Source organism: Tropicibacter sp. Alg240-R139 (genome assembly GCF_900537075.1).
Taxonomy (GTDB): domain Bacteria; phylum Pseudomonadota; class Alphaproteobacteria; order Rhodobacterales; family Rhodobacteraceae; genus Falsiruegeria.
In genome coordinates, this window is the sequence record NZ_UNRA01000003.1 from 420,237 (window position 1) to 444,830 (window position 24,594).

Annotated in this window: 23 protein-coding genes; 10 read left to right on the forward strand and 13 right to left on the reverse strand. The window is 58.7% G+C overall.

What is annotated here, in order from left to right:
* Nucleotides 1-151: 151 nt before the first annotated feature.
* Complete coding sequence (locus tag G6R15_RS14975) at nucleotides 152-1,534, forward strand: adenylate/guanylate cyclase domain-containing protein (RefSeq protein WP_164660765.1); 1,383 nt, start codon at nucleotides 152-154, stop codon at nucleotides 1,532-1,534.
* A 93-nt stretch (nucleotides 1,535-1,627) separates the two neighbouring features.
* On the opposite strand, the gene G6R15_RS14980 is transcribed toward G6R15_RS14975, so the two are convergent.
* On the reverse strand, nucleotides 1,628-2,761 hold the full coding sequence (locus G6R15_RS14980) for an alkane 1-monooxygenase (RefSeq protein WP_164660766.1): 1,134 nt from the start codon (nucleotides 2,759-2,761) through the stop codon (nucleotides 1,628-1,630).
* Between the two features lie 61 nt (nucleotides 2,762-2,822).
* Complete coding sequence (gene mutY, locus G6R15_RS14985; RefSeq protein ID WP_164660767.1) at nucleotides 2,823-3,854, reverse strand: A/G-specific adenine glycosylase; 1,032 nt, start codon at nucleotides 3,852-3,854, stop codon at nucleotides 2,823-2,825.
* Between the two features lie 105 nt (nucleotides 3,855-3,959).
* On the opposite strand from mutY, the gene G6R15_RS14990 reads away from it, so the two are divergent.
* From G6R15_RS14990 to G6R15_RS15000, 3 genes are read left to right on the forward strand one after another with little or no spacing between them, the layout of a single operon-like run.
* Nucleotides 3,960-4,466 carry a DUF721 domain-containing protein gene (locus tag G6R15_RS14990; RefSeq protein ID WP_164660768.1) on the forward strand — a complete coding sequence of 169 codons (507 nt, stop codon included), beginning with the start codon at nucleotides 3,960-3,962 and terminating at the stop codon, nucleotides 4,464-4,466.
* A 13-nt stretch (nucleotides 4,467-4,479) separates the two neighbouring features.
* Nucleotides 4,480-5,145 (forward strand): DsbA family protein, encoded by a 666-nt coding sequence (locus G6R15_RS14995; protein ID WP_164660769.1) that lies wholly within the window; start codon nucleotides 4,480-4,482, stop codon nucleotides 5,143-5,145.
* Nucleotides 5,145-6,263: a CaiB/BaiF CoA-transferase family protein gene (locus G6R15_RS15000; RefSeq protein ID WP_164660770.1), complete on the forward strand. Its 1,119-nt coding sequence runs from the start codon at nucleotides 5,145-5,147 to the stop codon at nucleotides 6,261-6,263. The genes G6R15_RS14995 and G6R15_RS15000 overlap by 1 nt, the downstream gene beginning before the upstream one ends.
* A 223-nt stretch (nucleotides 6,264-6,486) precedes the next feature.
* On the opposite strand, the gene lpxK is transcribed toward G6R15_RS15000, so the two are convergent.
* The 5 genes from lpxK to G6R15_RS15025 all read right to left on the reverse strand — a co-directional run bounded on the left by lpxK (nucleotide 6,487) and on the right by G6R15_RS15025 (nucleotide 12,663).
* Nucleotides 6,487-7,485, reverse strand: coding sequence for a tetraacyldisaccharide 4'-kinase (gene lpxK, locus G6R15_RS15005; protein ID WP_164660771.1), 999 nt, complete (start codon nucleotides 7,483-7,485; stop codon nucleotides 6,487-6,489).
* A gap of 14 nt (nucleotides 7,486-7,499) precedes the next feature.
* A complete protein-coding gene (locus tag G6R15_RS15010) occupies nucleotides 7,500-8,702 on the reverse strand; it encodes a 3-deoxy-D-manno-octulosonic acid transferase (protein WP_164660772.1) in 1,203 nt (400 codons plus the stop codon).
* A gap of 154 nt (nucleotides 8,703-8,856) precedes the next feature.
* Nucleotides 8,857-9,660: a 3'(2'),5'-bisphosphate nucleotidase CysQ gene (locus G6R15_RS15015; protein WP_164660773.1), complete on the reverse strand. Its 804-nt coding sequence runs from the start codon at nucleotides 9,658-9,660 to the stop codon at nucleotides 8,857-8,859.
* Nucleotides 9,647-10,993 carry a TldD/PmbA family protein gene (locus G6R15_RS15020; protein WP_164660774.1) on the reverse strand — a complete coding sequence of 449 codons (1,347 nt, stop codon included), beginning with the start codon at nucleotides 10,991-10,993 and terminating at the stop codon, nucleotides 9,647-9,649. Before G6R15_RS15020 ends, G6R15_RS15015 begins: the two co-directional genes overlap by 14 nt.
* 140 nt (nucleotides 10,994-11,133) lie before the next feature.
* Complete coding sequence (locus G6R15_RS15025; RefSeq protein WP_164660775.1) at nucleotides 11,134-12,663, reverse strand: DUF2125 domain-containing protein; 1,530 nt, start codon at nucleotides 12,661-12,663, stop codon at nucleotides 11,134-11,136.
* A 149-nt stretch (nucleotides 12,664-12,812) separates the two neighbouring features.
* On the opposite strand from G6R15_RS15025, the gene G6R15_RS15030 reads away from it, so the two are divergent.
* From G6R15_RS15030 to G6R15_RS15040, 3 genes are read left to right on the forward strand one after another with little or no spacing between them, the layout of a single operon-like run.
* Nucleotides 12,813-13,562: an SDR family oxidoreductase gene (locus G6R15_RS15030; protein WP_164660776.1), complete on the forward strand. Its 750-nt coding sequence runs from the start codon at nucleotides 12,813-12,815 to the stop codon at nucleotides 13,560-13,562.
* Nucleotides 13,559-14,167, forward strand: coding sequence for an enoyl-CoA hydratase/isomerase family protein (locus G6R15_RS15035; protein ID WP_164660777.1), 609 nt, complete (start codon nucleotides 13,559-13,561; stop codon nucleotides 14,165-14,167). Before G6R15_RS15030 ends, G6R15_RS15035 begins: the two co-directional genes overlap by 4 nt.
* Complete coding sequence (locus tag G6R15_RS15040) at nucleotides 14,164-14,871, forward strand: VOC family protein (RefSeq protein ID WP_164660778.1); 708 nt, start codon at nucleotides 14,164-14,166, stop codon at nucleotides 14,869-14,871. The genes G6R15_RS15035 and G6R15_RS15040 overlap by 4 nt, the downstream gene beginning before the upstream one ends.
* 6 nt (nucleotides 14,872-14,877) lie before the next feature.
* On the opposite strand, the gene G6R15_RS15045 is transcribed toward G6R15_RS15040, so the two are convergent.
* Entirely contained in the window at nucleotides 14,878-15,204 is a 327-nt protein-coding gene (locus G6R15_RS15045) for an HNH endonuclease (RefSeq protein ID WP_164660779.1), read from the reverse strand.
* 47 nt (nucleotides 15,205-15,251) lie between these two features.
* Here G6R15_RS15045 and G6R15_RS15050 point away from each other — a divergent pair, with 47 nt between their 5' ends.
* The gene (locus tag G6R15_RS15050) at nucleotides 15,252-16,574 is read left to right on the forward strand and encodes a mechanosensitive ion channel family protein (RefSeq protein ID WP_164660780.1); all 1,323 of its coding nucleotides are present in this window, start codon (nucleotides 15,252-15,254) and stop codon (nucleotides 16,572-16,574) included.
* Entirely contained in the window at nucleotides 16,571-17,767 is a 1,197-nt protein-coding gene (locus G6R15_RS15055) for a TIGR03862 family flavoprotein (RefSeq protein WP_164660781.1), read from the forward strand. Before G6R15_RS15050 ends, G6R15_RS15055 begins: the two co-directional genes overlap by 4 nt.
* 180 nt (nucleotides 17,768-17,947) lie before the next feature.
* On the opposite strand, the gene G6R15_RS15060 is transcribed toward G6R15_RS15055, so the two are convergent.
* The 5 genes from G6R15_RS15060 to G6R15_RS15080 all read right to left on the reverse strand — a co-directional run bounded on the left by G6R15_RS15060 (nucleotide 17,948) and on the right by G6R15_RS15080 (nucleotide 23,227).
* On the reverse strand, nucleotides 17,948-18,544 hold the full coding sequence (locus tag G6R15_RS15060; protein WP_164660782.1) for a glutathione S-transferase family protein: 597 nt from the start codon (nucleotides 18,542-18,544) through the stop codon (nucleotides 17,948-17,950).
* Nucleotides 18,545-18,628: 84 nt separating this feature from the next.
* On the reverse strand, nucleotides 18,629-19,657 hold the full coding sequence (gene holA / locus G6R15_RS15065; protein WP_164660783.1) for a DNA polymerase III subunit delta: 1,029 nt from the start codon (nucleotides 19,655-19,657) through the stop codon (nucleotides 18,629-18,631).
* Nucleotides 19,654-20,145, reverse strand: coding sequence for an LPS assembly lipoprotein LptE (gene lptE / locus G6R15_RS15070; protein WP_164660784.1), 492 nt, complete (start codon nucleotides 20,143-20,145; stop codon nucleotides 19,654-19,656). Before lptE ends, holA begins: the two co-directional genes overlap by 4 nt.
* Nucleotides 20,132-22,666, reverse strand: a complete 2,535-nt coding sequence (gene leuS / locus G6R15_RS15075) for a leucine--tRNA ligase (RefSeq protein WP_164660785.1) — start codon at nucleotides 22,664-22,666, stop codon at nucleotides 20,132-20,134. The genes lptE and leuS overlap by 14 nt, the downstream gene beginning before the upstream one ends.
* Before the next feature lie 75 nt (nucleotides 22,667-22,741).
* Complete coding sequence (locus tag G6R15_RS15080) at nucleotides 22,742-23,227, reverse strand: DUF3576 domain-containing protein (RefSeq protein WP_164660919.1); 486 nt, start codon at nucleotides 23,225-23,227, stop codon at nucleotides 22,742-22,744.
* Between the two features lie 328 nt (nucleotides 23,228-23,555).
* Here G6R15_RS15080 and G6R15_RS15085 point away from each other — a divergent pair, with 328 nt between their 5' ends.
* Nucleotides 23,556-24,584: a porin gene (locus tag G6R15_RS15085; protein ID WP_164660786.1), complete on the forward strand. Its 1,029-nt coding sequence runs from the start codon at nucleotides 23,556-23,558 to the stop codon at nucleotides 24,582-24,584.
* Nucleotides 24,585-24,594: the final 10 nt, after the last annotated feature.

Sequence of the window (24,594 nt, forward strand, 5' to 3'; positions counted from 1 at the left end):
ACAGACCAAGAATACCGCCGGTGCCTGTGGCCTGACACATGGCACTAAACCTTGCCCCGCCGATCTCGGCGGGGTTTTTTCTTTTGTCGCAGGGGGTTTTGGGCGGTAGCCTGTGAACCTATCTGTGTCTCGGACACGAGGGAAACATGTCATGACAGAAACCGCTGCCCCGCCGCCGCGCCGCGAGAGGTTTTTCTTTAGTAAGCCGGACGTTCCCGAAGAAATGAATGAATACACTCAGGCTGTTTTGGAAAACCATAAGCGTGAGGGGTTGGAGTTGGCGGTGCGGGCCCGCTGGGTCGCAATGGTGATCATCGCGGTGTTTCTGGCCTTCATCAATCCGACATGGGAAGTTCTGTATTATCATTTCATTCTCGCGCTGATTGCGGCAAATGGCTGGTTGATCTGGCGCGCTGGACGAGTGGGGCAATCGCGGGTCGAGTTGCTGCTGCTGTTCCTTGATCTGTTGATCATGACCCTTGGTATGGTCATCCCGAACCCGTTCAGCGATGATGTTCGACCCGCAGCGATGCAGTACCGGTTTGATAATTTTCAATACTTTTTCATAATTTTAGCGGGCGGCACGTTGGCCTATTCCTGGCGCACGGTGATCGCGATTGGAACCTGGACTGCGGGGATGTGGATCATGGGCGTGATTGGCCTCTGGTGGTTCTCTTCTCCGATCCCTGGGCTGTCGGAAAAGGCTGCCGCAGCATTTGCAGGTTACCCAGATGTAGCCGAGTTTCTGAACCCCAACAGCTTGATGGTTTCCCTGCGCATTCAAGAGGTCGTGGTTTTCCTTCTTGTTGCCGTGACGCTTGGGTTTTCGGTCCGGCGCTTCAATCGACTATTGATGAACAATGCGAGCCTTGAACGCGAGCGGGCCAACCTTTCACGGTATTTTTCGCCCAACGTCGTGGATCAGCTAAGCCAGAATGATGAACCCCTGAAGCAAGTGCGCAACGAAAACATTGCGGTGCTGTTCATCGACATCGTGGGCTTTACCAAGTTTGCGGCGGATCGGGATCCTTATGCGGTGATTGAACTGTTGCGGGGGTTTCATTCGCGGATGGAGGCCGAAGTGTTCCGCCACAATGGCACGCTCGACAAATATCTGGGCGACGGGCTGATGGCGACATTTGGCACGCCGATTTCGGGTGACCGGGACGCGTCGAACGCGATGGCCTGCGCCCGATCAATGGTGCAGGTGCTGGAACAGTGGAACACAGAACGCAAACGTGCAGGCGAGCCGGAAATCCGCGCCGGGATCGGGGTGCACTTCGGGCCTGCACTGTTGGGTGATATCGGGGCGAACCGGTTGGAATATGCAGTGATCGGCAATGCAGTTAATGTTGCTGCTAAACTCGAAGGATTAACCCGCGACTTTGGAGTCAATCTGGTGGTAAGCAGCGATCTGCGCGACCAGGTTGTGCGCGAACATATCGCAGGCTTGGAGTGTCTGGAGGGGTTGGAGTTGCATTCAGATCAGGGGGTCCGCGGTGTTGACCAGCGCATGGACGTCTGGACTTTGTAGACGGGGCGCTCCCGCCCATCGTTGACGCCTGCGGCGTCGCCTCTGGTTGGGCCGGGCAACGCACCTGCGGTGCGCTGCGGTCGTCTTGCCTTGTCAGCGGGGCATCGGGTTGCGGGCCTTGTTGTAATCCAGCCAATCCGTGATCTCGGGGTAGTAGTGCTGCCGCCAGCTGCGCACACGCGGGTTCATCACACGTCGCCAGAGCGGCGGGATCATCGCGGCAACGGTCATCACGGGGTAGCCGAATGGAAGCTGCGGCGCGTCCTCTTCGGTGTGGTTCTGCAGCAGTGGAAAGCGGCGGTCGGGTTTGTAATGGTGGTCTGAATGCCGTTGCAGGTTGATCAACAGCCAGTTCGACGCCTTGTGCGAGGCGTTCCAGGAATGGCGCGGCTGAACAGTCTCATACTTCCCGCCACCCAGATGTTTACGCGTCAGTCCATAATGTTCGACGTAGTTGACCAGTTCCAATTGCCAGATCGCGACCCCGGCTTGCACCAAGAACAACAAGACGCCGCCGGCGCCTCCCAAAACAAAGGCTAACACGATCATTCCAGCTTGAAGTGTCCAGTAGCGGAAGAAGGGGTTGTGCAAATCTGTCCAAGGCAGACTTTTTCGTGCCAGCATATCTTTCTCAGCTCGAAAAGCACTGCGCCAGCATTGGACTAAAACCCGGGGGTAGAAGCGGTGGAACCCCTCATTGTACCGCGCTGTCACTGGGTCGCGTGGTGTACCGACATAGCGGTGATGCACCAGCAGGTGTTCGGACCGAAAATGACTGTAGAGCACCATAGCCAACAGGACATCACCCAAGTTCCGCTCGAACCGGCTTTTCTGATGCATAAGCTCGTGGCTGTAGTTGATGCCAATTGTACCAGTGATGACACCGACGCCAAAGAACAGAGCAACTTTTTCCAGGCTGCTCAGATGACTGTTGTGTGTCGTATACCAGATCAGGCCAAATAGGGTGAGGAACTGCATCGGCACCCACAGTTGTGTCAGTCGGATATACCAATTCAACTGCCCATCGGGTGTTTGTGGATTAGCGTTTTGTGTGTTCAACCCGGTCAGGTGATCCAGAACCGCAAAGGCCCACCAAGTCGTCAGGGGCACAAGTAGAAGGCTCATCCCGCCAACTGTCGCGGTAAACCAGACCAGTGGGACCAGCAGAAATGAGATCCAGAAGGGAAGAGCGCTTTTCCAGCGGCTAAGGGTATCGGGTGCGATCATGATAGGCTCCGCATCAGACTTGCGCGCAGTTTAGCGTGAATTATCCTTTGATCACAGCCGGCTAATGGTCACGCCACAGATCATATGCTTTGCGCATCACAGTGGGCAGATCCGAGGGGCGAAAGTCATGTTTGGCGACAATGTGCAGGCCCGATGGGGCGGAGGTATCAGGCATCGGCGCGGTTAATACTCGTAGGTGCAAGTGGAAATGGGTGAAGGTGTGGCGCACTTCTGCCCCGATATCGTGCCAATCAGCGTCAAAGGGGGGGTGGGGCACGGGGTTTTCGGACCAATCCGACCCAGGCCAACCCAGCATGCCACCCAGCAACCCTTTGTCCGGGCGCCGTTCCATCAACCAACCGCCGACGGCATCCTGGGCGATATAGGCATAGCCATAGCGGGTGGGTTTGGGTTTCTTGGGTGTCTTTCTTGGCAGCTTTGCTGCAGTGCCCGCCAGACGCCCCTGACAATCAATCATCAAGGGACAAATCCCACAGGCTGGAGACCTGGGCGTGCACACCGTCGCGCCCAGATCCATCACAGCTTGGGCGTGATCGCCGGGGCGCTTTGATGGGGTATGCTCTTCGGCCAAGTCGCGCAGCGCGGGTTTAGAACCGGGCAGAGGTGCGTGAATGTCGTGGAACCGGGCCATAACCCGCTCGACATTGCCGTCCAACACTGTCTCAGGCCGGTCAAACGCGATCGAGGCGATGGCGGCGGCTGTGTATGGTCCGATGCCGGGGAGTTTCAGCAGCTCATCGTGTGTTTTCGGGAAAGATCCACCGTGGGCTTCGGTCACTTGCCGCGCGCATTTCAGCAAGTTGCGTGCGCGGGCGTAGTAGCCAAGCCCGGCCCATTCGCCCATGACATCTTCGTATCGTGCGACCGCCAAGTCCTGTACTGTCGGCCAGCGGGTCGTGAAACGGTGGAAGTAGTCTTTGACTGCGGCGACGGTTGTTTGCTGCAGCATGATCTCGGACATCCACACGCGGTAAGGGTCGGGAACCTCGCCTGCCTGTCGATCCGCCAAAGATACGCGCCACGGCAATTCGCGTGCGTGCACATCGTACCATTCCAACAGTGCGGCGCTCACACCTTTGTGTTCGTGCTTTTGCAAACAATTTCCCTCTGCTCTTCGGGTTTCACTGGCACCTGCCTGAGTGCTCTCTACAATAGCGCCAACAGAGTCGGAAACCAGATGAAGCCCAGACGAACGACAACATACGGGTTCAAGCGCACGGGAACAGTGCTCAGCGATCAGATCCGGCGCGCCGGCGAAAGCCGTGGGTTTGCCGTATCACGGGTGCTGACCCATTGGGCCGAGATCGTGGGACAGGACATTGCCGCCATCGCACGTCCGGTCAACGTGGGCTATGGGCGTAACGGGTTCGGAGCAACATTGACGGTTCTGACCACCGGGCCGCAGGCGCCGATGCTGGAAATGCAGAAAGAACGGCTGCGGGAAAAGGTGAACGCGGCCTACGGCTATAATGCGATCAGCCGGATTCGGATCACCCAGACCGCACCCACCGGATTTGCCGAGGGGCAGGCCAGTTTCGGGCACAAACCGAAACAAGCAGAACCCAAGATCAACCCCAAGATCGTGAGCGCCGCCAAGGATGCTGCCGACGGGGTCGAAAGTGACGAATTGCGAACCGCTCTTGAACGTCTGGGCCGCAACATCCTATCAAAGAAAACACACTGAGAAAGGGCGAGGTATGACCCGTTTTGGAACCCTCTTTTGTGCTGCCGTGGCGATTGCTGCGGGCGGGTATTGGCTAAGCCAGCCGCAAAGCAGCCTGCCGAGCAATCCGCTTGTCGGCGCAGCTTATGCGCAAGAGACCGAGGTCGACACATCGACCATCATCGAGATGGTACAGGGCGCCGAAGATGCGCCGGTCGAGATCATCGAATACGCTTCTTACACCTGCCCACATTGTGCGGCGTTTCACGAAGGGCCTTACAAGGAGTTGAAGAAAGATTTCATCGACCCCGGAAAAGTGAAGTTCATCTACCGCGAAGTGTATTTTGACCGCTACGGCCTGTGGGCGTCAATGATTGCCCGTTGTGCGGGACCTGAGAAGTTCTTTGGCCTCAGCGATCTGATCTATGCTGGTCAGTCTGAATGGGCACGCGCCGGTGGCCCGACCGAAATTGTCGACGAATTGAGCAAGATTGGCCGCCTGGCCGGGTTGGACAACGACACGATTGAGGCTTGCTTGCAGGACGCAAACAAGGCGCAGACACTGGTGACCTGGTATCAGGAAAATGCTGAAGAGCACGGAATTGAAAGCACACCCAGCTTCATCGTCAACGGCAAGAAGGTCTCGAACCAGTCCTACGCCGATTTCAAGACCCTGATCGAAGCCGAGCTGGGCAGCTGATGACGGCACCGCTGGCGGGCCTCAAGGTCATCGAACTGGCACGTGTTTTGGCTGGCCCCTGGGCCGGTCAAACACTGTCTGATCTGGGGGCCGATGTAACCAAGATCGAATCTCCTGCAGGTGACGATACCCGCGCCTGGGGCCCGCCGTTTGTGACCCGCGACGAAGATGTGTCGGCGGCGTATTTCCACTCGACCAACCGGGGTAAGGCTTCGGTCACGGTGGATTTTTCGACACCCGAGGGTCAGGCTCAGGTGCGTAAAATGGTGCGGGATGCCGACATCCTGATCGAAAATTTCAAGGTTGGCGGTTTAGCAAAGTATGGGCTGGACTACGACAGCCTGAAAAAAGTCAATCCGCGCCTAATTTATTGCTCGATCACCGGCTTCGGTCAGGATGGGCCTTATGCACATCGCGCGGGCTATGATTTTATCATCCAAGGCATGTCCGGACTGATGTCGATTACTGGAGAGCCAGAGGGGCAGCCGCAGAAATCTGGCGTCGCAATCACCGATATCTTTACGGGCATCTATGCAGTGTCGGGTATTCTGGCGGCTTTGCATCGACGAGAGCAAACCGGACGCGGCCAGCATGTGGATATGGCACTGCTGGACGTGGCTGTAGCCGTGACGGCCAACCAGGCACTGAACTACCTGACCACGGGCAAGGCACCTGAGCGGATGGGGAATGCGCATGTGAATCTGACCCCGTATCAGGTTTTTGACTGCGCCGATGGTCATATCATCATCGCCACGGGCAACGACCGGCAGTACCAGCGGCTATGTAAGATCCTGGACCTTGCCGAGATGTCTGAGGCGCCCGAATTCCTGCGCAACAAGGATCGGATTGCCAACCGTCGCGTAATGATCGCACGTCTGAACGGGGCAACCGCACAACGCAGCAAGGCCGATTTGTTGACCGCTTGCGAGGCCCAAGGCGTTCCGGCCGGTCCAATCAATTCACTAGACGAGGTCATGGCCGACCCGCAGGTCATTGCCCGTGGCATGCAGATTGAGTTGGACGGCGTACCGGGTGTGCGCGCGCCTTTCCGCTTTTCGGATGCCCAACTTTCCCTCCACCGCCCTGCTCCGAAACTTGGTGAAGACAACTTGGCATAAGCCGTTTTGGTGTATCTCTGGGTTCGGGGGAGCTCCCGCACCCGAGCGATCCCGACTGCGTCGGCACCGCTAGCGGCTTTGGGCCGGGCGCCGGGCAAAGCCCGGCGCCCGGCCCAACGGGAGGAGGTGTTTAGTCAGAAACATCGACGACGGGCGGGAGAGCTACGAGAATGGGTAGGAGTGTAGGAGCTCTTCTAAGAGATTTGAAGCAAATCAATCAGTCTCATGGAGGTGGAGCAGCCTTCAGCATCACGTTAGTTAGTGTGTCACCTTCGTTTACCTGTAAGCGCACCGGTAAGGTGATGACTTTGCTGCGAAAGGATGGAGGCAGGCGCACGGCATCTTTTTCAGTCGTTACCATCTGGGCGCCAAGCAGCTTTGCCTCGCCTTCGAGCCTGTTCATAAGGGCTTGGGTCAGAGGTTGGTGGTCATCCAACGGTTCTGTCCTACGCAGGTCGGCGCCCAGATCCCGCAGCGTGCGAAAGAACTTGGCTGGGTTGCCAATCCCTGCGAAGGCGAGCACGGGGGTATCGGTCCAGTCCATCCCGGTTTGAAGTGGGCGAACTTCGCCAGTTACGTGCGGTACGCTGATTGATCCACGCCAAGTGGCCGCGAATGACGCCTGTGCTTCGGCGTCGCCAAGTGACAACACCACATCCGCACGGGCCAATCCTGCTCCTACCGGTTCGCGCAATGGACCGGCTGGCAGGCAGAGCCCGTTGCCGAAACCTTGGGCGGCATCCACCACGATGATCGAGAGGTCCTTTTTGACGGATGGGTTCTGGAACCCGTCGTCCAATACGATCACGGTCGCACCAAACTCCGCAGCGGCCTTGGCGCCCGCGGCGCGGTCTTTTGCGACCCAGACTTCGGCAAACGCCGCAAGAAGCAGCGGTTCGTCCCCCACTTGATTCGCGCTGTGTTTGCCCGGCTCCACCCGAACGGGACCCTCAAGCGAGCCACCATAGCCTCGGGTAACAACATGCGGTTCGTGTCCTTCATTGCGGAGCTGTTCGAGCACCCAGATTGCAGTGGGTGTTTTGCCGGTGCCGCCCGCGTTCAGGTTACCGACGCAGATTACAGGAACGCCCGGATCAACCGAGGTACCCTTGGCCACACGTCGTGCGGTCGCCCGGGCGTAAAGCATGCCCAAGGGACGCAACAGGCTTGCGCGCCAATCCAATCCGTCAGGGGCAGTGTTCCAGAATTTGGGCGGTCTCATGGCTATCAGTCCTGTTAGTCCAGTTTGTCCTGTATCAGGTCAATCAGCTGATCCGTCAAATGGGCGCTTTCTGTCACAACCTGCCACCCAGCCAAGGCAACGGCGGCAGCTTGATCCGGTGCCAAAAGCTGGACGACACCGGCACCCAGGTCATCGGCGTTTCGCACGGCTCGGGCCGCGCCTGCGGACGCCAGTCGCGCATAGGTGTCGATGTGGCCCTGCACGTTCGAGCCATAAAGGACAGCAGACCCAAGTGCGACGGCCGTCAAGGGATCCTGACCGCCTGCACCGGGTTCCAGGGAGCTGCCCAAGAACGACACTGGCGCCACGCGATACCAAAGCTCCAGATCCTCTGCGACAGTGCTCAAGACTACCTGTGTGCTGTCTTCGATTTCATCACCGGCGTCCCAATCCGCACAGCGCAGATCCACCGCTTTCAAACGCGCCTTCAGGGGATTGGCCTCGGCGGGGTCGGCAACATGCAAAACCAGCAATAGCCGGTGCAAAAAGCGCAACGCGTGCCGATGTGCGATCAGGATGGAAATGAATTCGCTGTCCTGGGACCAGGCCGACAACCAAACGGGGCGACCCGCCAGTACCTGATTGGTTTCGGTCAACTCCTCCTCCGGCCAAGGGCGCGGGTTCGGGCTGTCTTGCAGGGCCGCGGACACCGCAACCTTGCCCGAGCCGATGCCGGAGCGGCGCACAAAGCGGGCCGAGGCCTCGCTGTCTGTCAGGATCGTGTCAAAGCAATCCAGTGTGGTGCGCAACAAATCGGGCAGCCAGCGGTGGCGTCTTAGGTGAAGTTCATTTTCCACAGCGCCCAAAAGGATCATGGGAACGCCCTGTTCCGAAGCTTGACTGATCAAATTTGGCTGCAATGACCCTCCGGTCCAGATGCAGATATCCGGCTGCCAATGCCTTATGAATTCGCGTGCCGCCGCGGGGTGGTCACTGGGCAACTCGATTGGCCCCAACAAGTGACGGGGCCATCGTCGGGATTCGGTGGCGGGAGGTCGGGTGAACAGCACGTTCAGCTCAGGTTGCTGCTGCAACAGGCGGCCGCTCAGATCTTGCAACGCAGCCAAGCGTTCAGGCGTCGTTGCATGAAACCACACCAGCTGCCCATCGGGTCGTGTCGCAGGTGTTTCACCTTGTGCGTGCTGGCCGCCCCAGGAAAGTGCGCGATATGCCGTCAGGCTAAGTGAACGCGGCATCGATCAAGCCACCAGATGCGGCAGAGCAGGCCGCTGAACTGAAACATGATAGTATGCAAAACGGGCCATTGAACTATCCTTGGAGGCCGTGGTTCGAGAGGTGTCGGCAACCTACGGGTTTCGCGCATCTGGTCAACTGTCGCAGAACGGAGTTTCAATGTCCCGGAATACCCGCGCTTTCAGGGTTCAACGCGGCACTGATCTGGGCGTGAAGCTGTTTACCTCCAGCGACCACACCATTGAGCTTTGGTTTGGGGTTGTTGAATCGTAAAGGGGCGCCAAATCGGTCAGTGCACAGGCCACCTGCCTCGCGAATAATCAGATCCCCGGCGGCGATATCCCATTCCCAACTGGGGCGCAGCGTCAGCATTCCGTTGAATCGGCCCTGTGCCACCAGAGCCATGCGATAGGCCAACGAAGGCCGATAGGCGCGGCCAAAGTCGGGCACATTGTCGTCACGCCAATGGGCGCTGTTCAAATTGGGCTTGGCGGCAAGAACCTCGGCGTCGGCGAGCGAACTGATGTCGGCCACCGAAATCGGATCACCGTTGAGCGTTGCTCCCTTTCCTGCGGCTGCGGCAAAGAGCATGTCCCGCTGTGGCAGATAGACAACCGCGGCAATGGCAACGCCATCCTCGCAGATCGCCAGAGAATGCGCCCATGTGCGCGACCCTTGGGCAAAGCTGCGGGTGCCGTCGATCGGGTCGACGATAAAGACATGCGAGCGGTTCAGGCGTTCGGCGGTGTCTTCGGTCTCTTCTGACAGCCAGCCGTAATCGGGACGCGCGGCAGGCAATGTCGCCTCAAGCATCTCGTTCACAGCCAGATCTGCCTCGGTCACTGGGCCTGCACCGTCGGGTTTTTCCCAACGCTTGGCCTCTTTTCCGGAAAAGCGGGTGGCAATTTTGCCCGCTTGCAGCGCGGCGTCGATCAACAACGCAAGATCAGTTCCCGGCAAGCGTCATCCCTTCGATCAAGAGCGAGGGCACGACGCGCGACAGATAGGTGCGCGCGTCATTGGCCGGAATGATCCGCATCAGCATGTCGCGCAGATTGCCTGCGATGGTGCATTCGTTGACAGGATGCGTGATCTCGCCGTTTTCGACCCAAAACCCTGAAGCGCCCCGCGAATAGTCGCCGGTGTTGGGGTTGATGGTCGATCCGATCATAGAGGTGACCAACAGGCCAGTTCCCATGTCCCGCAACAAATCCGCGCGGCTGCGATCCCCTTGAGTCAGTTCCAGGTTCCAGTTGCTGGGTGAGGGAGGAGAGGACACACCGCGCGCGGCGTTGGCGGTCGACGTCATATCCAGCTTGCGCGCACTGGCCAGATCAAGAGTCCACCCCGTCAAAACGCCGTTTTCGACAATCGCACGGCGCTGCGTCGGCAGGCCTTCGGCGTCAAAGGGGCGCGATCCCGCCACGCGGGCACGGTGTGGGTCTTCGGTCACCGACAGATGTTCGGGCAAAACCTGCTGCCCCAACGCATCCTTGAGCCAGGATGAGCCGCGCGCAATGGCTGCCCCGTTGCCAGCCGCCATCAGGTGCCCAATCAATGATGAAGAGATACGTTCGTCAAACAGAACCGGGTACGTTCCGGTTTCTGGTTTGCGGGCGCCAACCAGTTGGACGGCGCGTTCGCCTGCGTTCCGGCCGATTTCCACGGGGTCACGCAGATCGGACTGAAAGCAGCGACTGTCGCCGTCATAGTCGCGCTCCATCCCGGTGCCAGTCCCCGAGATTGCAACGCACGACACCGACCGACCAGTGCGCGCATAGCCACCCGAAAACCCGTTGGTTGCGGCCATATGTACGCGGTGTTCGCCATATCCGGCCCCAGCGTCAGAAACTTGAGCAACACCTTCGACAGCCTGTGCCGCGGCTTCGGCGGCAAGCGCGTCATGCTTCAACGCCTCTGGGGTGGGTTCTGGCGTTTGGTCAAACAGCTCCAGCGCATCGAAATCCCAATCCTGTGCCAGCTGCGCAGGATCGGCCAGACCGGTATAAGGATCTTCGGGCGCCTCTTTCGCCATGGCCACGGCGCGTTCAGCCATCGCTTTCATGGTCTCTGGCCGCGTATCCGAACTGGACACGATGGCCTGACGCTGTCCCAGAAACACGCGCAAGCCCAGATCGCTGCCCTCAGAGCGTTCGGCCATTTCCAAAGCGCCGTTTCGCACGTCGACAGAGACCGAAGTGCCCCGGATCACGATGGCGTCTGCCGCTTGGGCCCCTGCCTTGCGGGCGGCATCAATCAGGGCGTGGCTCAGCTCTTCGGGTGTCTGCGACATCAGGCCTCTCAGGGTGTTTTTCGGGCTACCCCTTGGACCTAGCCTTGCAGGCAGACCCCTGCAAGCCCCCCGGAAAAAGAAGCGGCAAAATGAAAAGGGCTGCTCGATGGCAGCCCTGATCGTGTTTTAGATGGTCTTGGTTATTTGATCCGCTGACCATTGGCGACGATGTGACCCTGCTTGTTGATCTCGATTGTCGATTTCAGCGTATCCGGGCCGTCTCCCGGCACTGCCAACAGACCCATCATCATCCGTGCGCCCATGGCGTCCTGATCCGAGACAAAGCCCATAGCGATCAGCTTGTCGATCAGCGCGTTGGCACCGCTCAGTTCCAGGTTGGCCACACCTGACGGGGCAGGCATGCCGTCAAACGCTTCGAGGTTCGAATTGTCGAATTCGAAATCCCCGGTTGCGCCCAATTTCGCGCCAACCATGGAAATCAGAAGTTCGTTGATCTTGAGGGTATTCAGCTCGCCCGGCGCGGCCCCGGTGCTTTCCAGAGTTTCGGCGACTTTCGGGTCCAGAAAATCAACCAGAACCTTGGCTGTGCCGGTGGTGTCCAGCGCCACGGTGGCGGGATCGTGCGGCAAGGCGCCAGCTGGATCAAACATACCCCAGATCATGTCGGACATGGTGAAATCGGTCAGGTTCATGCCAAACGCAAAAGGCTGCGGCGCATCGCCTGCCTGAATCGGCATATCTAACTTGAAGCCCGATTTGGCCATTTTTAGGTCAATCGGGAATGGCAGGTCTTGAACCGTAACCGATATTTCAGAGCCGCTCTGACCGAGATCATAGAGTAGATGGTTGCTGTCCATCGCAAAACGGAAATCACCGCCCGTTGATTTCGAGCTCATCGCAAAGGCGTCGCCATCGCCGGTGCCTTGCATCGCGCCGTTGCCGGATTTGTAGCTGAGCCCACCATCAAACTTGAAGCCCGAATTCAGGAAGGCGCCGTAGTCTGCTGCATTGATCTTATTTGGAATAGAGCCAGAGCCAGTATAGCTGACATCTGCAATTGAGCCTGAGAAGCTGCCCGCATCATCCGATTCCGGGTCATCGAATGCGATATCGTAGGTGATGTTGCCCGCAGTCAGGTTCTGGGCAATGTCGCGCATGGTTTCGCCGATTTGCATCTGCGACGTGCCGGCCAGCGCGTCCAGAACAAAGCTGACGTTCAGTGCACCTTCGGGCATGGCCTCGCCTTCGGCTTCGAGCGAGGACAGCGTCACTGCATTCTTGTCGACCGAATAGGTATAGGTCATATCCGTGGGCGTTCCCGACACGACCATTGCCATATTGGTCAGCGTGTAATCCAGAACCACCTTGACCGGATCTTCGCCCTCGGCTGCGATGTTCAGAGTAACTGGGAATTGTTCGGGCATTCCGATGGCCACAGTTCCATCGCCGTTTTCGGTAAACGTGACCTCGGGCATGATCAATTCAAAGCTGGCCTCGGCATCCGGGATTTCCATCGACATGGTCAGGTCTGACACTGTGGTGATATTGCCGGATGTGTTTTCTCCGCCCGAGATGGAATAGCCCATTCCACCCATGTAAGCCTGCCAGTCAGCCCAGACGTCATTTGCAGTCAGATCGGCCCACGCCCCTTGGGTTGCGACGGCATAGGCAATGGCGGCGCCGCAGGAACGGCGAAAGAAAACAGACATAATAGAACCCTTCTCCATCAAAATTTGCCATTATCGTCTGCCCTTAGGCGGCGGTCGTCAAGGGGGCTCATCAACGGGACTGGGGGTGGACGCTTTCTCTGTGGCTCGGTACGACTTGGCCCGAACATGGCATCGAAGGGGACTGGGATATGGATATGCAGGGCAAAACGGTTTTGATCACGGGCGCCAGCCGGGGCATCGGTGCGGAAGCTGGGCGGATTTTCGCCGCTGCCGGGGCTAATGTTGTGTTGGTCGCACGAAGCGCGGGCCAAATTACTGCGCTGGCTGAAGAAATTGGGGGCCAGGCATTGGCCGTGTCCTGTGACGTCAGCGATTACGACCAGGTTAAAGACGCAATTCAGGCGGCCGTCGATCGCTTTGGTGGGCTTGACGTGTTGATCGGTAATGCTGGGGTGATCGAACCCATCGCGCGTATTGCAGACAGCGACCCCGCAGGCTGGGGGCAGGCCATCGATATCAACCTCAAGGGCGTCTACTACGGCATGCATGCTGCCCTTTCTGTAATGAAAGAAGGGGGTGGCGGTACCATTATCACCATCAGCTCGGGCGCAGCACATGGCCCGGTTGAGGCCTGGAGCCACTATTGCTCGTCCAAAGCTGGCGCCGCGATGTTGACCGCCTGCCTGGACAAGGAAGAGCGTGAAAACGGCATCCGGGCCATGGGCCTGTCACCGGGCACCGTGGCGACGCAGATGCAACGCGAGATCAAGGCTAGCGGCATCAACCCAGTCAGCCAGCTGGATTGGGAGGTTCACGTTCCAGCCGATTGGCCGGCGCGCGCCCTACTGTGGATGTGCTCTGAGGACGCGGATGAATTTGTGGGGACTGAAATTGCGTTGCGCGATGAAGACATCCGGGCAAGGGTCGGCCTGGTATGATTGAGCTCGAAAAAGACGGCGAGCTTTGGATCGCAACAATCAATCGCCCCGACAAAGCCAATTCCCTGACCGAAGCCATGCTCGAGGAACTGGTCCAGATCGCTGAGGCTGCAACCGGGGCCAAGGCGCTGATCCTGACGGGACGGGGCAAAGTGTTCAGCGCGGGTGCCGATCTGGACGAGGCGCGCGCAGGTCTTGCGACCTCGGACGTGTGGGAGCGGTTGTCGAGTACTATCGCAGCGCTGCCCTGCCTGACCATCGCGGCGTTGAACGGGACTTTGGCAGGCGGTGCAAACGGTATGGCGTTGGCCTGCGACTTGCGAGTTGCAGTTCCGGGGGGCAAATTTTTCTATCCGGTCATGAAGCTGGGTTTCTTGCCGCAAGCATCAGATCCCGTGCGCATGAAAGCTCTGATTGGCCCTGCGCGGACCAAGATGATCCTGATGGGCGGACAAAAGATCACGGCGCACGAGGCCTATACTTATGGCCTGGTGGACCGGGTTGTGGAGCCTGAGGCGCTTATGTCCACCGCGCGCGAACTGACAGTGGATGTGGTCGCGGCCAAGCCCGAGATCGCCACAGGCATTGCCGAGATGTGCCGATGAGTTTGAACACACTGCGCCTGCGAGTTGCGGATCCCAAAGGTTTGGCGACATTCTACCGCGATGTCCTTGGAATGAACGCAACGGTCGAAGGCAACGGGTGGCGCGTTGGCTACGAAGGTGAAGACGCAGATTTACTGCTGGCACCTGGTGGAGGGGGCTACACTCATGACCAGGGGCAACGATATTGGAAGATTGGGATCACCGTACCGAATGCCGATGTGGCGGTGGACCACCTGCGCGCCGCCGGGGTCGAGGTTTCAGACCCGCGCCAATTTTTGAATATCGGATACATGGCGCATCTGTCAGACCCCGAAGGGTTTGTGATCGAACTGTTGCAGCACGATTTCGAAGGCAACCGACCCGATGGGGTAGCGGACGCAAAGGGTCCATTCACGCAAGGCTGCATTGGGCAACTCACGTTAAGAACCGGTGACATCCAGGCCGAGGATCGGCGATGTCGCGATCTGGGTATGCGCCTGTTGTCTGTACAGGACGTAGAGCCATATGGTTTTGATCTGCATTTTTATGCGTTCACCAACGAACAGCCCCCAAACGCGGACCTGTGGTCGGTTGAAAACCGTGAATGGCTGTGGAAACGCCCTTATACCACGCTGGAGTTCCAGCACATCGCCGATGCCGTCTTTGCCCCGGCGCCCGATTTTTTGGGAATTGAGGTTGGTGGCCAAATCGACCCATACCTGTAAACGACGTCACCGCTTGCGACGTTTGCCCGGCACTTTGGACCGAAAGCCAGGCGGACGTTTACGCACCCAATTCAGGAATTTTTCCAACTTGGGGTGCGCCTGCAATGCCTGGATCGTCGTATAGGACTGCGCCAACTCTACCTCGGTCAGCGTAGCGTGGATTTCCTTGTGACAGATCTGATGCAGCAGCACGGTCGGTCCGCTCTTGCCGCCTTTGAGCTTGGGGATCAGATGATGCAGGCTGCCATTGCCATCCGGGATCGGCCGATCACACAGCGGACACTTGGGTGTTTCAGCGGGGAAAGCGTTAGGGTTTTTTTCCTTGTGGGGCATCGGTATGAGGATGCACCACTTTGCAATAGGATCAACCGGGGGTGCACATGGAATTTGAATCTGATTTGCAAAAGCAGATTTTTGATCAGGGGCATAAGCTGTGGGACATCGCCCTGAGTTGGCTGGTGAGCCCTGCGGCATGGTCACAGTTTGCACTGCTGGTGGTGGCCTACTTTCTGGCACTAGTGGTTGCCCGCAAATTGCGCGCGCCCCTGACGCGGTTGCTGACCCCGCCCGATGATCTAGACAACCCCGTGGCGAAGGCGCGGCGGTTCATTCTGATCTTTGTGCCCCTTTTGTTGCCGCTGATGGCTTATGCCTTTACCGGTATAGGCGAAAGCGTGACCCGGTCCTTGTTCGGATCTGGTGCTGTGATCGCCTTTGGCAAACGCGTGTTTCTGTTCCTGGCCGTGCGCATCCTGGTACGCGAGATCATCGTCGACCCGATGATGAAGCTCTTGGGGCGTTACATCCTGATCCCCGTTGCTGCGCTTTATGCTCTTGGTCTGCTGGAACCAGCGATGGTCAAGCTGGACGAAACAATTGTGCCGCTCGGCAACCTGTCCTTCTCGCTGCTCTTTGCGCTGCGGTTTATCGTTGTTGGGGGCGCAATCTTCTGGATGGGGCGATGGTCAAACGATCAATCGGCCTTGTTCCTGAAAAAGCAGGACGACATGCGCCCGGCGATGCGGGAACTGACCGCCAAGGCCATCGAGATCGGTATCTTCGGTGTCGCTTTCCTGCTGGTGATGAACATTATGGGCATTAACCTGACCTCGCTGGCGGTTCTGGGGGGTGCCATTGGTGTGGGTTTGGGCTTTGGTCTGCAAAAGATCGCGTCAAATTTCATCTCGGGGTTGATCCTGCTGCTCGAAGGACAGGCCACAGTCGGCGACTACGTTGAGCTGGACGGGGGAGAGGCCGGAACCATCGTCAAGATGGGGGCACGAGCCGCGATTCTAGAAACATTCGACGGGCGTTGGATCGTTGTTCCGAACGAAGATTTCATCACCACCCGAGTCGTCAATTTTTCGGACAGCGGATCGGCGAACCGCTACGAAGCACCATTTTCGGTGAGCTACGATACCGATATCAACAAAGTGCCGGACATTATCGAAGCGGCGGTGGCCAAGCACCCACGCGTGCTGTCCAAACCGTTCCCACCTGATTGCGAATTGCGCGGGTTTGGCGACAGCGGCGTTGATTTCGCGGTGGAGTTCTGGATTGAAGGAATTGACGACGGAGCTAACAAGTTTTCATCCGACGTGCTGTTCCTGATTTGGAATGCGCTTAAAGAGCACGAGATAACGATCCCCTATCCGCATCGCGTCGTGGAACTTTCGGGCAGCATCGAGACCCGGTCGCGATGAAGCGTGCGGTCGTCATAGGGGCCGGGCCGGCGGGGCTGATGGCCGCCGAAGAACTGGCACGGGCAGGAGTGTCGGTGATCGTGGCCGAGGCCAAGCCGTCGGTGGCGCGCAAGTTTCTGATGGCGGGTAAATCCGGTTTGAACCTGACCAAAGATGAACCGCTTGAAACATTGATCGGGGCCTATGACGAGGCTGCCGAATGGCTTCGGCCCATGATCGCCGAGTTTGATGCAAAAGCCGTGCAGGATTGGGCCCTGGAATTGGGACAAGAGCTGTTTGTCGGCTCGTCCGGGCGGGTATTCCCGAAAGTGATGAAAGCCTCACCCTTGTTGCGCTCTTGGCTGAATCGGTTGACCTCTATGGGGGTAGAGGTCCGGACCCGCCATCGTTGGATCGGATGGCGAGACGGTCAACTCATCTTTTCCACGGAGCAGGGCGAAGTTGCGCTTCATGCCGATGTCACGGTGTTGGCCATGGGCGGGGCCAGTTGGTCACGGCTGGGAGCTGACGGGGTTTGGACCGGAACATTGGCAGAGCAGGGCGTGAGGATTGCGCCGTTCAAACCTGCGAATGCTGGTTTGTTGGTCAAATGGTCAGACCATATGCGCGACTTGTTTGGGCAGCCGGTCAAAGGCGTGGCTCTGTCAGCGGGATCTACGATGACCCGAGGCGAGGCCGTGATATCGTCGCGCGGGCTTGAAGGAGGAGGCATTTACTCGGTTTGTAAGGCGGTACGTAAAGGTGGTGCCCTGTACGTCGATCTGATGCCCGATATGAGCCGTGACAGTATAGCTAAACGGCTATCCCGGTCGCGTGGCAAGGCGAGCGTGTCGAACCATCTGAGGAAGGTGCTGAAACTTGGCCCGGTGCGCACCGGGCTGTTGATGGAATTCGGGCGGCCCTTGCCCACTGATCCGGAAGGCTTGGCCGGGTTGATCAAGGCATTGCCAGTGAACCATGCGGGGCTGAGACCGATGGATGAGGCGATCTCAACGGCAGGTGGCGTGCCGCAAGCGGAACTGGATGCGGGCCTGATGGTGAGGCGTAAGCCTGGGGTCTTCTGCGCCGGAGAAATGTTGGATTGGGAAGCCCCAACTGGGGGTTACCTGCTCACGGCATGTCTGGCGACTGGCCGATGGGCAGGACGCGCCGCTTCGCAGTGGCAGATTGTCGACCCCGGTGCTGGTAGGTGACCTGATTCAGAAGCGCTCCCGCCCGTCGTCGATGTCCCTGACGGAACATCTCCTCCCGTTGGGCCGGGCACTGCGCTTTGCGCAGTGCCCGGCCCAAAGCCGTTAGCGGTGCCGACGAAGTTGGGATCGCTCGGGTGCGGGAGCCGCCCCTTTCGAGACACACCGACTGAGCAATAAGGCTCAGGCCTTCTTAGCGAGTGCTCCCATGCGTTGTGCCGCTTCACGGCTGCGCATTTCTTTGCCGTAGGTCCGCAAGTTGGCCGCATTCAACGGGAATTCGATCCCGCGGGCCCAGGTCATGCAGTGAGCGCACAGGATGTCCGCAATTGTGATCTTGTCACCCTGCAGGAACGGACCCACAAAGCGCTTGCTCAGCCGTTCCACACTGTTTTCGAACTCCCATTTAAGGCTCTCATTGATCACCGGAACACGCTTGTCTTCGGGCAAAATTCCCCTATGGCGGGTGGCGGTCCAAAGCAGCGCGTCGAACTCGTCGATCAGGGCATGAAACAGCGAATCCTGCTGTGCGCGTTCTGGGGTGCCTGCCGGATAGGTAAGCGCACCATGCTTGTCAGCCAGATATGTCATGATCGCCGAGCTGTCCGAGATCACGTGATCCCCGTCGACCAGAACTGGGATCTTGCCGGTGCCATTCAATGCAGCCACTTGCGAGTCGTGCGGACCCACGTCGATGAATTCATATTCCTGACCCAACTCCTCAAGCAGCCACAGAACCCGTGAGGCGCGGCTTTGAAGGCGACCATAGACTTTGTACATGATGAAGATTCCTTGCCGATCTGTTTGTATGCAAATGTGCGGTTGGCCGCGGGCAAATCAAGATCTACGTCTCGTCACATCACCTCAGCGTGAGCGCGACAGCATCGCTAAGCGGATCATGGCTCGCTCGACCAAAGCCATGGCCGGGGCTGTCTGCCCGGCCGAACGCAGTGCCAGATCGGTATCTGTCAGCACAGTCAGCGCGGTTTCCAGCTTGTATGCCCCCCAACCTTGGGCCTGTCGCAACACCCGATCCCGGCGCTTGCCGTACACTGGTGGACGCAGGCGGCTTACACCTTCGGATGGTCCACCCGGGGCGGATGCGCAGGTGTAGAGCATGCGAAAATGCCGGGTAGCACCAATACACAGGCTAACCGCGTTGGTGCCTTGCGATTGCAGGCGACGGATCAGCGGGCCGATCTCGCCCGCGCGGCCTTCGGCAACAACGTTCAGCACATCATCCAGCGCCGCCTCGGTCGATTGGGGGGCGCAGGCTTCGATGTCGTCGATACTCAACTCGCCGCTGTCACCACGCTTGTACAGCGCCAGCTTTTCGATGGTTTGGGTAAAGTCGCCCGGCCCTAGATCATTTGCCAGATCGGTCAGCGCGGCCATCGATTCGCGGGGTACGTCGCGTATGCCTGCCTGACCCAAGGTGCGCTCGATCTCGGCGCGTGAAGGCGGCTCGTCATAGATGCCGACCGCATAGGCGTTGGAATGCCCTTCAAACGCTTTGCGTATCTTTGAGGTGGGTTTCAATTGGCCGGCGGTGATCACGATCTGAGCGTCGCCCGGCTCCCAATCCTCCAGCGCGGCCAGAATGGCAGGGTTCGAGGTTTCCGGGCAATCCTCGACAAAGGTCACGCGGGGACCGGGAAAAAAGCCGACAGCTTTGATCGCGTCAACCAGCTGCGCAGGGTCTTTGCGCAGGTCCGCGCCCGGCAGGCGTGTCAGCCGCATCTCCTCTTCGGCGCCGGGGCCAAGCAGGGTTGCGATCACCTGTTGCCGCTTCAGCGCCACGCGCATGGCATCCGCGCCATAGATCAGCAGGCCAGTTTTCCCCGCGTCTGGCTTTGCGAAATACCCTTCTGCCTCACGCGGGCTTAGCTTCATGAAGGCAAGTCCGCGGTCGCATAAAGCTGTGTGGTGATCTGATCGGCGAGAATGTTCATCAACCTGTGCCGCGCGTCCCGTTCGCTGGCCAAAGTTTCCACCGTCGAACCGGTGGCGGAATAACCTGTGAAGTTATCGACCTCGCCAGACGCCACGATCTGTCCCGAAGCCGAGTCAGTCAACGTGTAGTCAGCGGCGCCGATAATTGAATAGCGTGTGATCTCGTTAGACGCAGTAATCGCCTGACCTTGCTCTACGGTGGCGACACCAACCACCAGACTATAATCAGGTGTAGACGAGGCGCTGCGTCCCAAGCGTTCCTCAAGGTTTTGCACCAGCCAATAGCTTTCGACGTTATCGGGCGCCGAAACTTCGACTTTGCCACGCAGGGCTGACGCTGTACCGCCGGTGCCATACACCGGCTGGAACCCGCAGGCAGCAAGGGCCAGCGGGATCATTAGCAGGAATTTTCGGTTAAACCACGACATTCACGATCCGGCCCGGCACAACGATGACTTTCTTGGGCGCCGCACCATCCAGCGCCTTTTGCACAGCTTCGGTCGCCATGGCGATTTTTTCAACCTCTGCCTTGTCCATATCCGCAGGCACGCTGATTTCCGCGCGGCGCTTGCCGTTGATCTGGATCGGCAGGGTGACGGTGTCATCGACCAGCATCGCTTCGTCGGCGACCGGCCAAGGGGCAGTCGCCACCAGCCCTTCGCCGCCCAACAGTTGCCACAGCTCCTCGGACAGATGCGGGGTCATGGGGGACATCAGCTGTGCCAGAGTTTTTGCAGCCTGGCGTTTGGCGTCGCTACCTGCCTTGGATTTGGCGAGCACGTTGGTGAATGCATAAAGCTTGGCGATAGAGGCGTTGAAGCCAAAGCTTTCCACGCCGCCACTCACGTCATGGATCGCCTTGTGCGTTTCGCGCAGCAGGGCCTCGTCTTGATTGTTGACAGGTGCGTCCGATGCGGCGATTTCTGCGGCGACGCGATACACACGGCTCAGGTGCTTGTGTGCGGCTTCGGCGCCTGACGCGGTCCATTCCACATCCCGCTCGGGGGGCGAATCGGACAAGACGAACCAACGCGCGGTGTCGGCACCAAAGGCTGAAATGATGCTGACCGGATCGACCACGTTCTTTTTGGACTTGGACATCTTAGCCGAAGGGATGATCTCGACCTCGGTACCATCGGCCAGTTTGCCGTCTGTTACGTCTTCGGGCAGGTGATACACAGGGCGGCCGTTGGCGCCGGGGGTCTGATAGATCTCATGCGTCACCATGCCTTGGGTGAACAATGCGTCGAACGGTTCGATGGCTTTATCAGGCAGATGACCGGTGATCTGCATCGCACGGGCAAAGAAACGCGAATAGAGCAGGTGCAGGATCGCGTGTTCAATGCCACCGATGTATTGATCGACGTTCATCCAATACTCGGCCTCGGCCAGATCGGTGGGCGTTTCGGCGTGTGGCGCGGTGAAACGGGCAAAATACCACGACGAATCGACGAAGGTGTCCATCGTGTCCGTTTCACGCTTGGCAGGCGCGCCGCAAGACGGGCAGGCGCAGTCGCGCCAGGTCGGGTGACGGTCCAGCGGATTGCCGGGTTTGTCGAACGACACATCGTCGGGCAGCTGAACCGGCAGGTTCTCTTTCTTTTCCGGAACCACGCCGCAAGCATCGCAATGCACAACCGGAATCGGGCAGCCCCAGTACCGCTGACGGGACAGGCCCCAATCGCGCAGGCGGTATTTGGTGACGCCTTCGCCCCAACCGGTCTTTTCCGCAAAGTCGACGGTGGCGTTGATCGCCTCGTCACCCGTCGCCTCGGTCAGACCGGCAAAGTGGTTCACCCAGCGGGTTTTTTCGGTTTTCGGCGGCACGAATGCGATGGTGCCAACGGGCGTGTCGTCGTCCAATGCAAAGAAAGTATCAACGACCGGTAGGCCGTACTTGCGGCAGAAATCCAGGTCGCGCTGATCATGCGCCGGGCAGGCAAAGATCGCGCCGGTGCCGTAATCCATAAGGATGAAGTTCGCGATCCAGACCGGCAGCTCCCAATTCGGGTCCAGCGGATGACGCACGCGGATGCCAGTGTCATAGCCCAGCTTCTCGGCGGTCTCGATTGCTTCTTCGGTAGTACCGCCCTTGCGGCATTCAGCCAGGAACTCGGCCAGTTCCGGGTTGTCTTGCTCCAACTCTTTCGAAATCGGGTGATCAGGCGAGATACCCACAAAGGACGCGCCCATCAGAGTGTCGGGGCGGGTTGTATAGACGGTGATCGGGTCGGCGCCATCGGTGCGTTCGAACCCAAACTGCAGGCCGCGCGACTTGCCGATCCAGTTTTCTTGCATCAGGCGGACCTTGGCGGGCCAGTTTTCCAGATTATCAAGCGCGCTCAACAGCTCTTCGGAATAATCCGAGATCTTGAAGAACCATTGAGTCAGCTCGCGGCGTTCAACCAGAGCACCAGAACGCCAGCCGCGCCCCTGTTCAACCTGCTCGTTGGCCAGAACGGTCATGTCGACCGGGTCCCAGTTCACGACGGCGTTCTTGCGGTAGACCAATCCCTTGTCGAGCATATCAAGGAACAGCGCTTGCTGTTGGCCATAATATTCCGGGTCGCAGGTGGCAAATTCGCGGGACCAGTCGATGGACAGGCCCAAGGGCTTCATCTGGCCGCGCATGTCGGCGATGTTGCTATATGTCCATTCCTTTGGATGACCGCCAATGGCCATTGCGGCATTTTCCGCAGGCATTCCAAAGGCATCCCAACCCATCGGATGCAGCACATTGTGCCCTGTCGCCAGCTTGTGCCGTGCGATCACGTCACCCATCGTGTAGTTGCGTACGTGCCCCATGTGGATGCGGCCCGAGGGGTAAGGAAACATCTCAAGCACATAGTACTTGGGTTTGTCCGCACTACGAGTGGCGGTGAAAATTCCGGCCTTGTCCCAGGCCTCTTGCCATTTGGCTTCGATTTCGGTGGCGGAATAGCGCGACATCAGATGCGGTCCTTGGGTAAATGAAAACGCCGGGCAGGAACCCGGCGTTGTGATAGATGGTATTTCAGCGGGTTTCTAGAGTTTGTCGTCCGCAATACGTAGCTGGCGGGCGCGCGAAAGAATCGCGTCTTCGACGGCGCGGGTGGTTCCGGCACTGACGGGGCCGCCACGGGACTGCAGGGCTACGTTCAGCGAACGGGCCTCAAGCGCGGGGTCTTTGATGTGAACGGTGGCGCGATAAGAACGCCCGCCACCAGGCGGGGTGCCGTACCCGGTCACGATGACACCGGTAAACGGATCGACCGATTGCACCGGCAAAAAGCTGAGTACATCCAGTGATGCGGCCCACAGATAACGGTTCACATTGCCGGTCTGTTCGCTGTTGCCGCCGCCAAACACATCCCAGATCGACGATTTTTCATAATTGGTAGGGGCCGATTCCCGGTTCGTGGTGATTGCTTCGTCCGGCCCCAAGGGCCCGACCGAGCTTGTTGTCGCCGCGCGTCTGTTGCCGCAGGCTGCCACTCCCAAGCACAAAGCCAGGAGCAAAGTCACTTTCATCGTCTTTTGCAGCACCATCAGGCAATCCCACCACTTCTTTCTACAGCATGTCCTACCGTTGCCGGCGAACCTGGGCAAGAGTCTAAGTGGCGCGCGCGCTCGTGTGAGGTATATGTAGTAGGTGCAATTCCTTCTATCTGATGGTCATACGCCGAAAATTCACCGGTGAGTTGCACGTACTGTGGCAAAGCTGCACCATCCGTGACGACTTTGCTGACGAGCTGCGCCCAAGTCTTGCATGAAGGGGGCGAAAAGAGCGAAACCCCTCTCCATACCCACGCTGGATTCTCCGGTTTGGGCATGTGAATAGAAAACCGAGGGAAAAACGATGAAAAAAGTTCTCTTCGCAACGACTGCGCTGATCGCTACCGCAAGCGTCGCAGCAGCAGACGTTCGTATCAGCGGTTACGGCCGTTTCGGCTTGGACTATAACGATGCCAACGACAGCAACGTCAACGGTATCTCCAAGACCACCATCACCAGCCGTTTGCGCCTGCAGTTCGACATGTCGGCAGAAGCCGACTCGGGTGTTGGCTTCGACGCTCGTTTCCGTATCCAGGCTGAAAGCCGTGACAACGTTGTTGGCGCGACCCGCCAGGCAAACGGTGCACGCTTTGGCGTGACCTACGAAGGTTTCCGCGTCAACGTCGGTAACATCATCGGCGCGGTCGAAAACACACCCGGCACCTACCTCGAGACCCGTACCGCAGGTACCGGTGTTGACGGTGCAGGCTTCGTTTCGCACGTTGGTAACGTCAACAACGAATACTTCAACTGGGACGCATACTCGTCGGGCGGTTCGGGCGTGAACGGTGTGGAAGCACTGTACTCGGCTGGCGGCTTCACAGGTCACATCTCGTACTCGAAGCGTAACAACAGCACCGTTAACCCGGGCGTTGGCAACGGCGCTGCAAACGCAGCTGCACGTTCGGCCATCATGCTGGCGTACAACTTCGGCGACTTCAACGTTGCTGCTTCGTACCAGGACTCCGACTTCGCGTGGGAAAAGAAAGCCATCATTACAGGTTCGTATGATGGCGGCCGCTGGGGCGCTCGCTTGGCCTATGCTGACAACGACGGCATCGGCAAAGTCGGCCTGTACGGCAACTTCGACATCGGCGCAGCTTCGAACATCGTTCTCTGGGTCACCAACGAAGATGCAGTTTCGGCAGCAGACGTTGCAAACGGCCGTGGCGACAACCGCGACAACATCGCCGGTTCGAACCAGGGTGAAGGCACCTCGTATGGTATCCACTACTCGTACGATCTGGGTGGCGGCGCGTCCTTCGAAACCGGCTACCGCCGCGCTTCGACCGACAACGACACTTTCCAGGCCGGTGTGTACTTCAGCTTCTAAGCTGTACACC

Excerpts from the sequence above, each read along its gene's own strand:
- G6R15_RS14975 (WP_164660765.1), top strand. The coding sequence starts at position 152 with ATGACAGAAACCGCTGCCCCGCCGCCGCGCCGCGAGAGGTTTTTCTTT.
- G6R15_RS14980 (WP_164660766.1), bottom strand. The coding sequence starts at position 2,761 with ATGATCGCACCCGATACCCTTAGCCGCTGGAAAAGCGCTCTTCCCTTC.
- G6R15_RS14990 (WP_164660768.1), top strand. The coding sequence starts at position 3,960 with ATGAAGCCCAGACGAACGACAACATACGGGTTCAAGCGCACGGGAACA.
- G6R15_RS14995 (WP_164660769.1), top strand. The coding sequence starts at position 4,480 with ATGACCCGTTTTGGAACCCTCTTTTGTGCTGCCGTGGCGATTGCTGCG.
- G6R15_RS15000 (WP_164660770.1), top strand. The coding sequence starts at position 5,145 with ATGACGGCACCGCTGGCGGGCCTCAAGGTCATCGAACTGGCACGTGTT.
- lpxK (WP_164660771.1), bottom strand. The coding sequence starts at position 7,485 with ATGAGACCGCCCAAATTCTGGAACACTGCCCCTGACGGATTGGATTGG.
- G6R15_RS15010 (WP_164660772.1), bottom strand. The coding sequence starts at position 8,702 with ATGCCGCGTTCACTTAGCCTGACGGCATATCGCGCACTTTCCTGGGGC.
- G6R15_RS15020 (WP_164660774.1), bottom strand. The coding sequence starts at position 10,993 with ATGTCGCAGACACCCGAAGAGCTGAGCCACGCCCTGATTGATGCCGCC.
- G6R15_RS15025 (WP_164660775.1), bottom strand. The coding sequence starts at position 12,663 with ATGTCTGTTTTCTTTCGCCGTTCCTGCGGCGCCGCCATTGCCTATGCC.
- G6R15_RS15030 (WP_164660776.1), top strand. The coding sequence starts at position 12,813 with ATGGATATGCAGGGCAAAACGGTTTTGATCACGGGCGCCAGCCGGGGC.
- G6R15_RS15035 (WP_164660777.1), top strand. The coding sequence starts at position 13,559 with ATGATTGAGCTCGAAAAAGACGGCGAGCTTTGGATCGCAACAATCAAT.
- G6R15_RS15040 (WP_164660778.1), top strand. The coding sequence starts at position 14,164 with ATGAGTTTGAACACACTGCGCCTGCGAGTTGCGGATCCCAAAGGTTTG.
- G6R15_RS15045 (WP_164660779.1), bottom strand. The coding sequence starts at position 15,204 with ATGCCCCACAAGGAAAAAAACCCTAACGCTTTCCCCGCTGAAACACCC.
- G6R15_RS15050 (WP_164660780.1), top strand. The coding sequence starts at position 15,252 with ATGGAATTTGAATCTGATTTGCAAAAGCAGATTTTTGATCAGGGGCAT.
- G6R15_RS15055 (WP_164660781.1), top strand. The coding sequence starts at position 16,571 with ATGAAGCGTGCGGTCGTCATAGGGGCCGGGCCGGCGGGGCTGATGGCC.
- G6R15_RS15060 (WP_164660782.1), bottom strand. The coding sequence starts at position 18,544 with ATGTACAAAGTCTATGGTCGCCTTCAAAGCCGCGCCTCACGGGTTCTG.
- holA (WP_164660783.1), bottom strand. The coding sequence starts at position 19,657 with ATGAAGCTAAGCCCGCGTGAGGCAGAAGGGTATTTCGCAAAGCCAGAC.
- lptE (WP_164660784.1), bottom strand. The coding sequence starts at position 20,145 with ATGTCGTGGTTTAACCGAAAATTCCTGCTAATGATCCCGCTGGCCCTT.
- leuS (WP_164660785.1), bottom strand. The coding sequence starts at position 22,666 with ATGTCGCGCTATTCCGCCACCGAAATCGAAGCCAAATGGCAAGAGGCC.
- G6R15_RS15080 (WP_164660919.1), bottom strand. The coding sequence starts at position 23,227 with ATGAAAGTGACTTTGCTCCTGGCTTTGTGCTTGGGAGTGGCAGCCTGC.
- G6R15_RS15085 (WP_164660786.1), top strand. The coding sequence starts at position 23,556 with ATGAAAAAAGTTCTCTTCGCAACGACTGCGCTGATCGCTACCGCAAGC.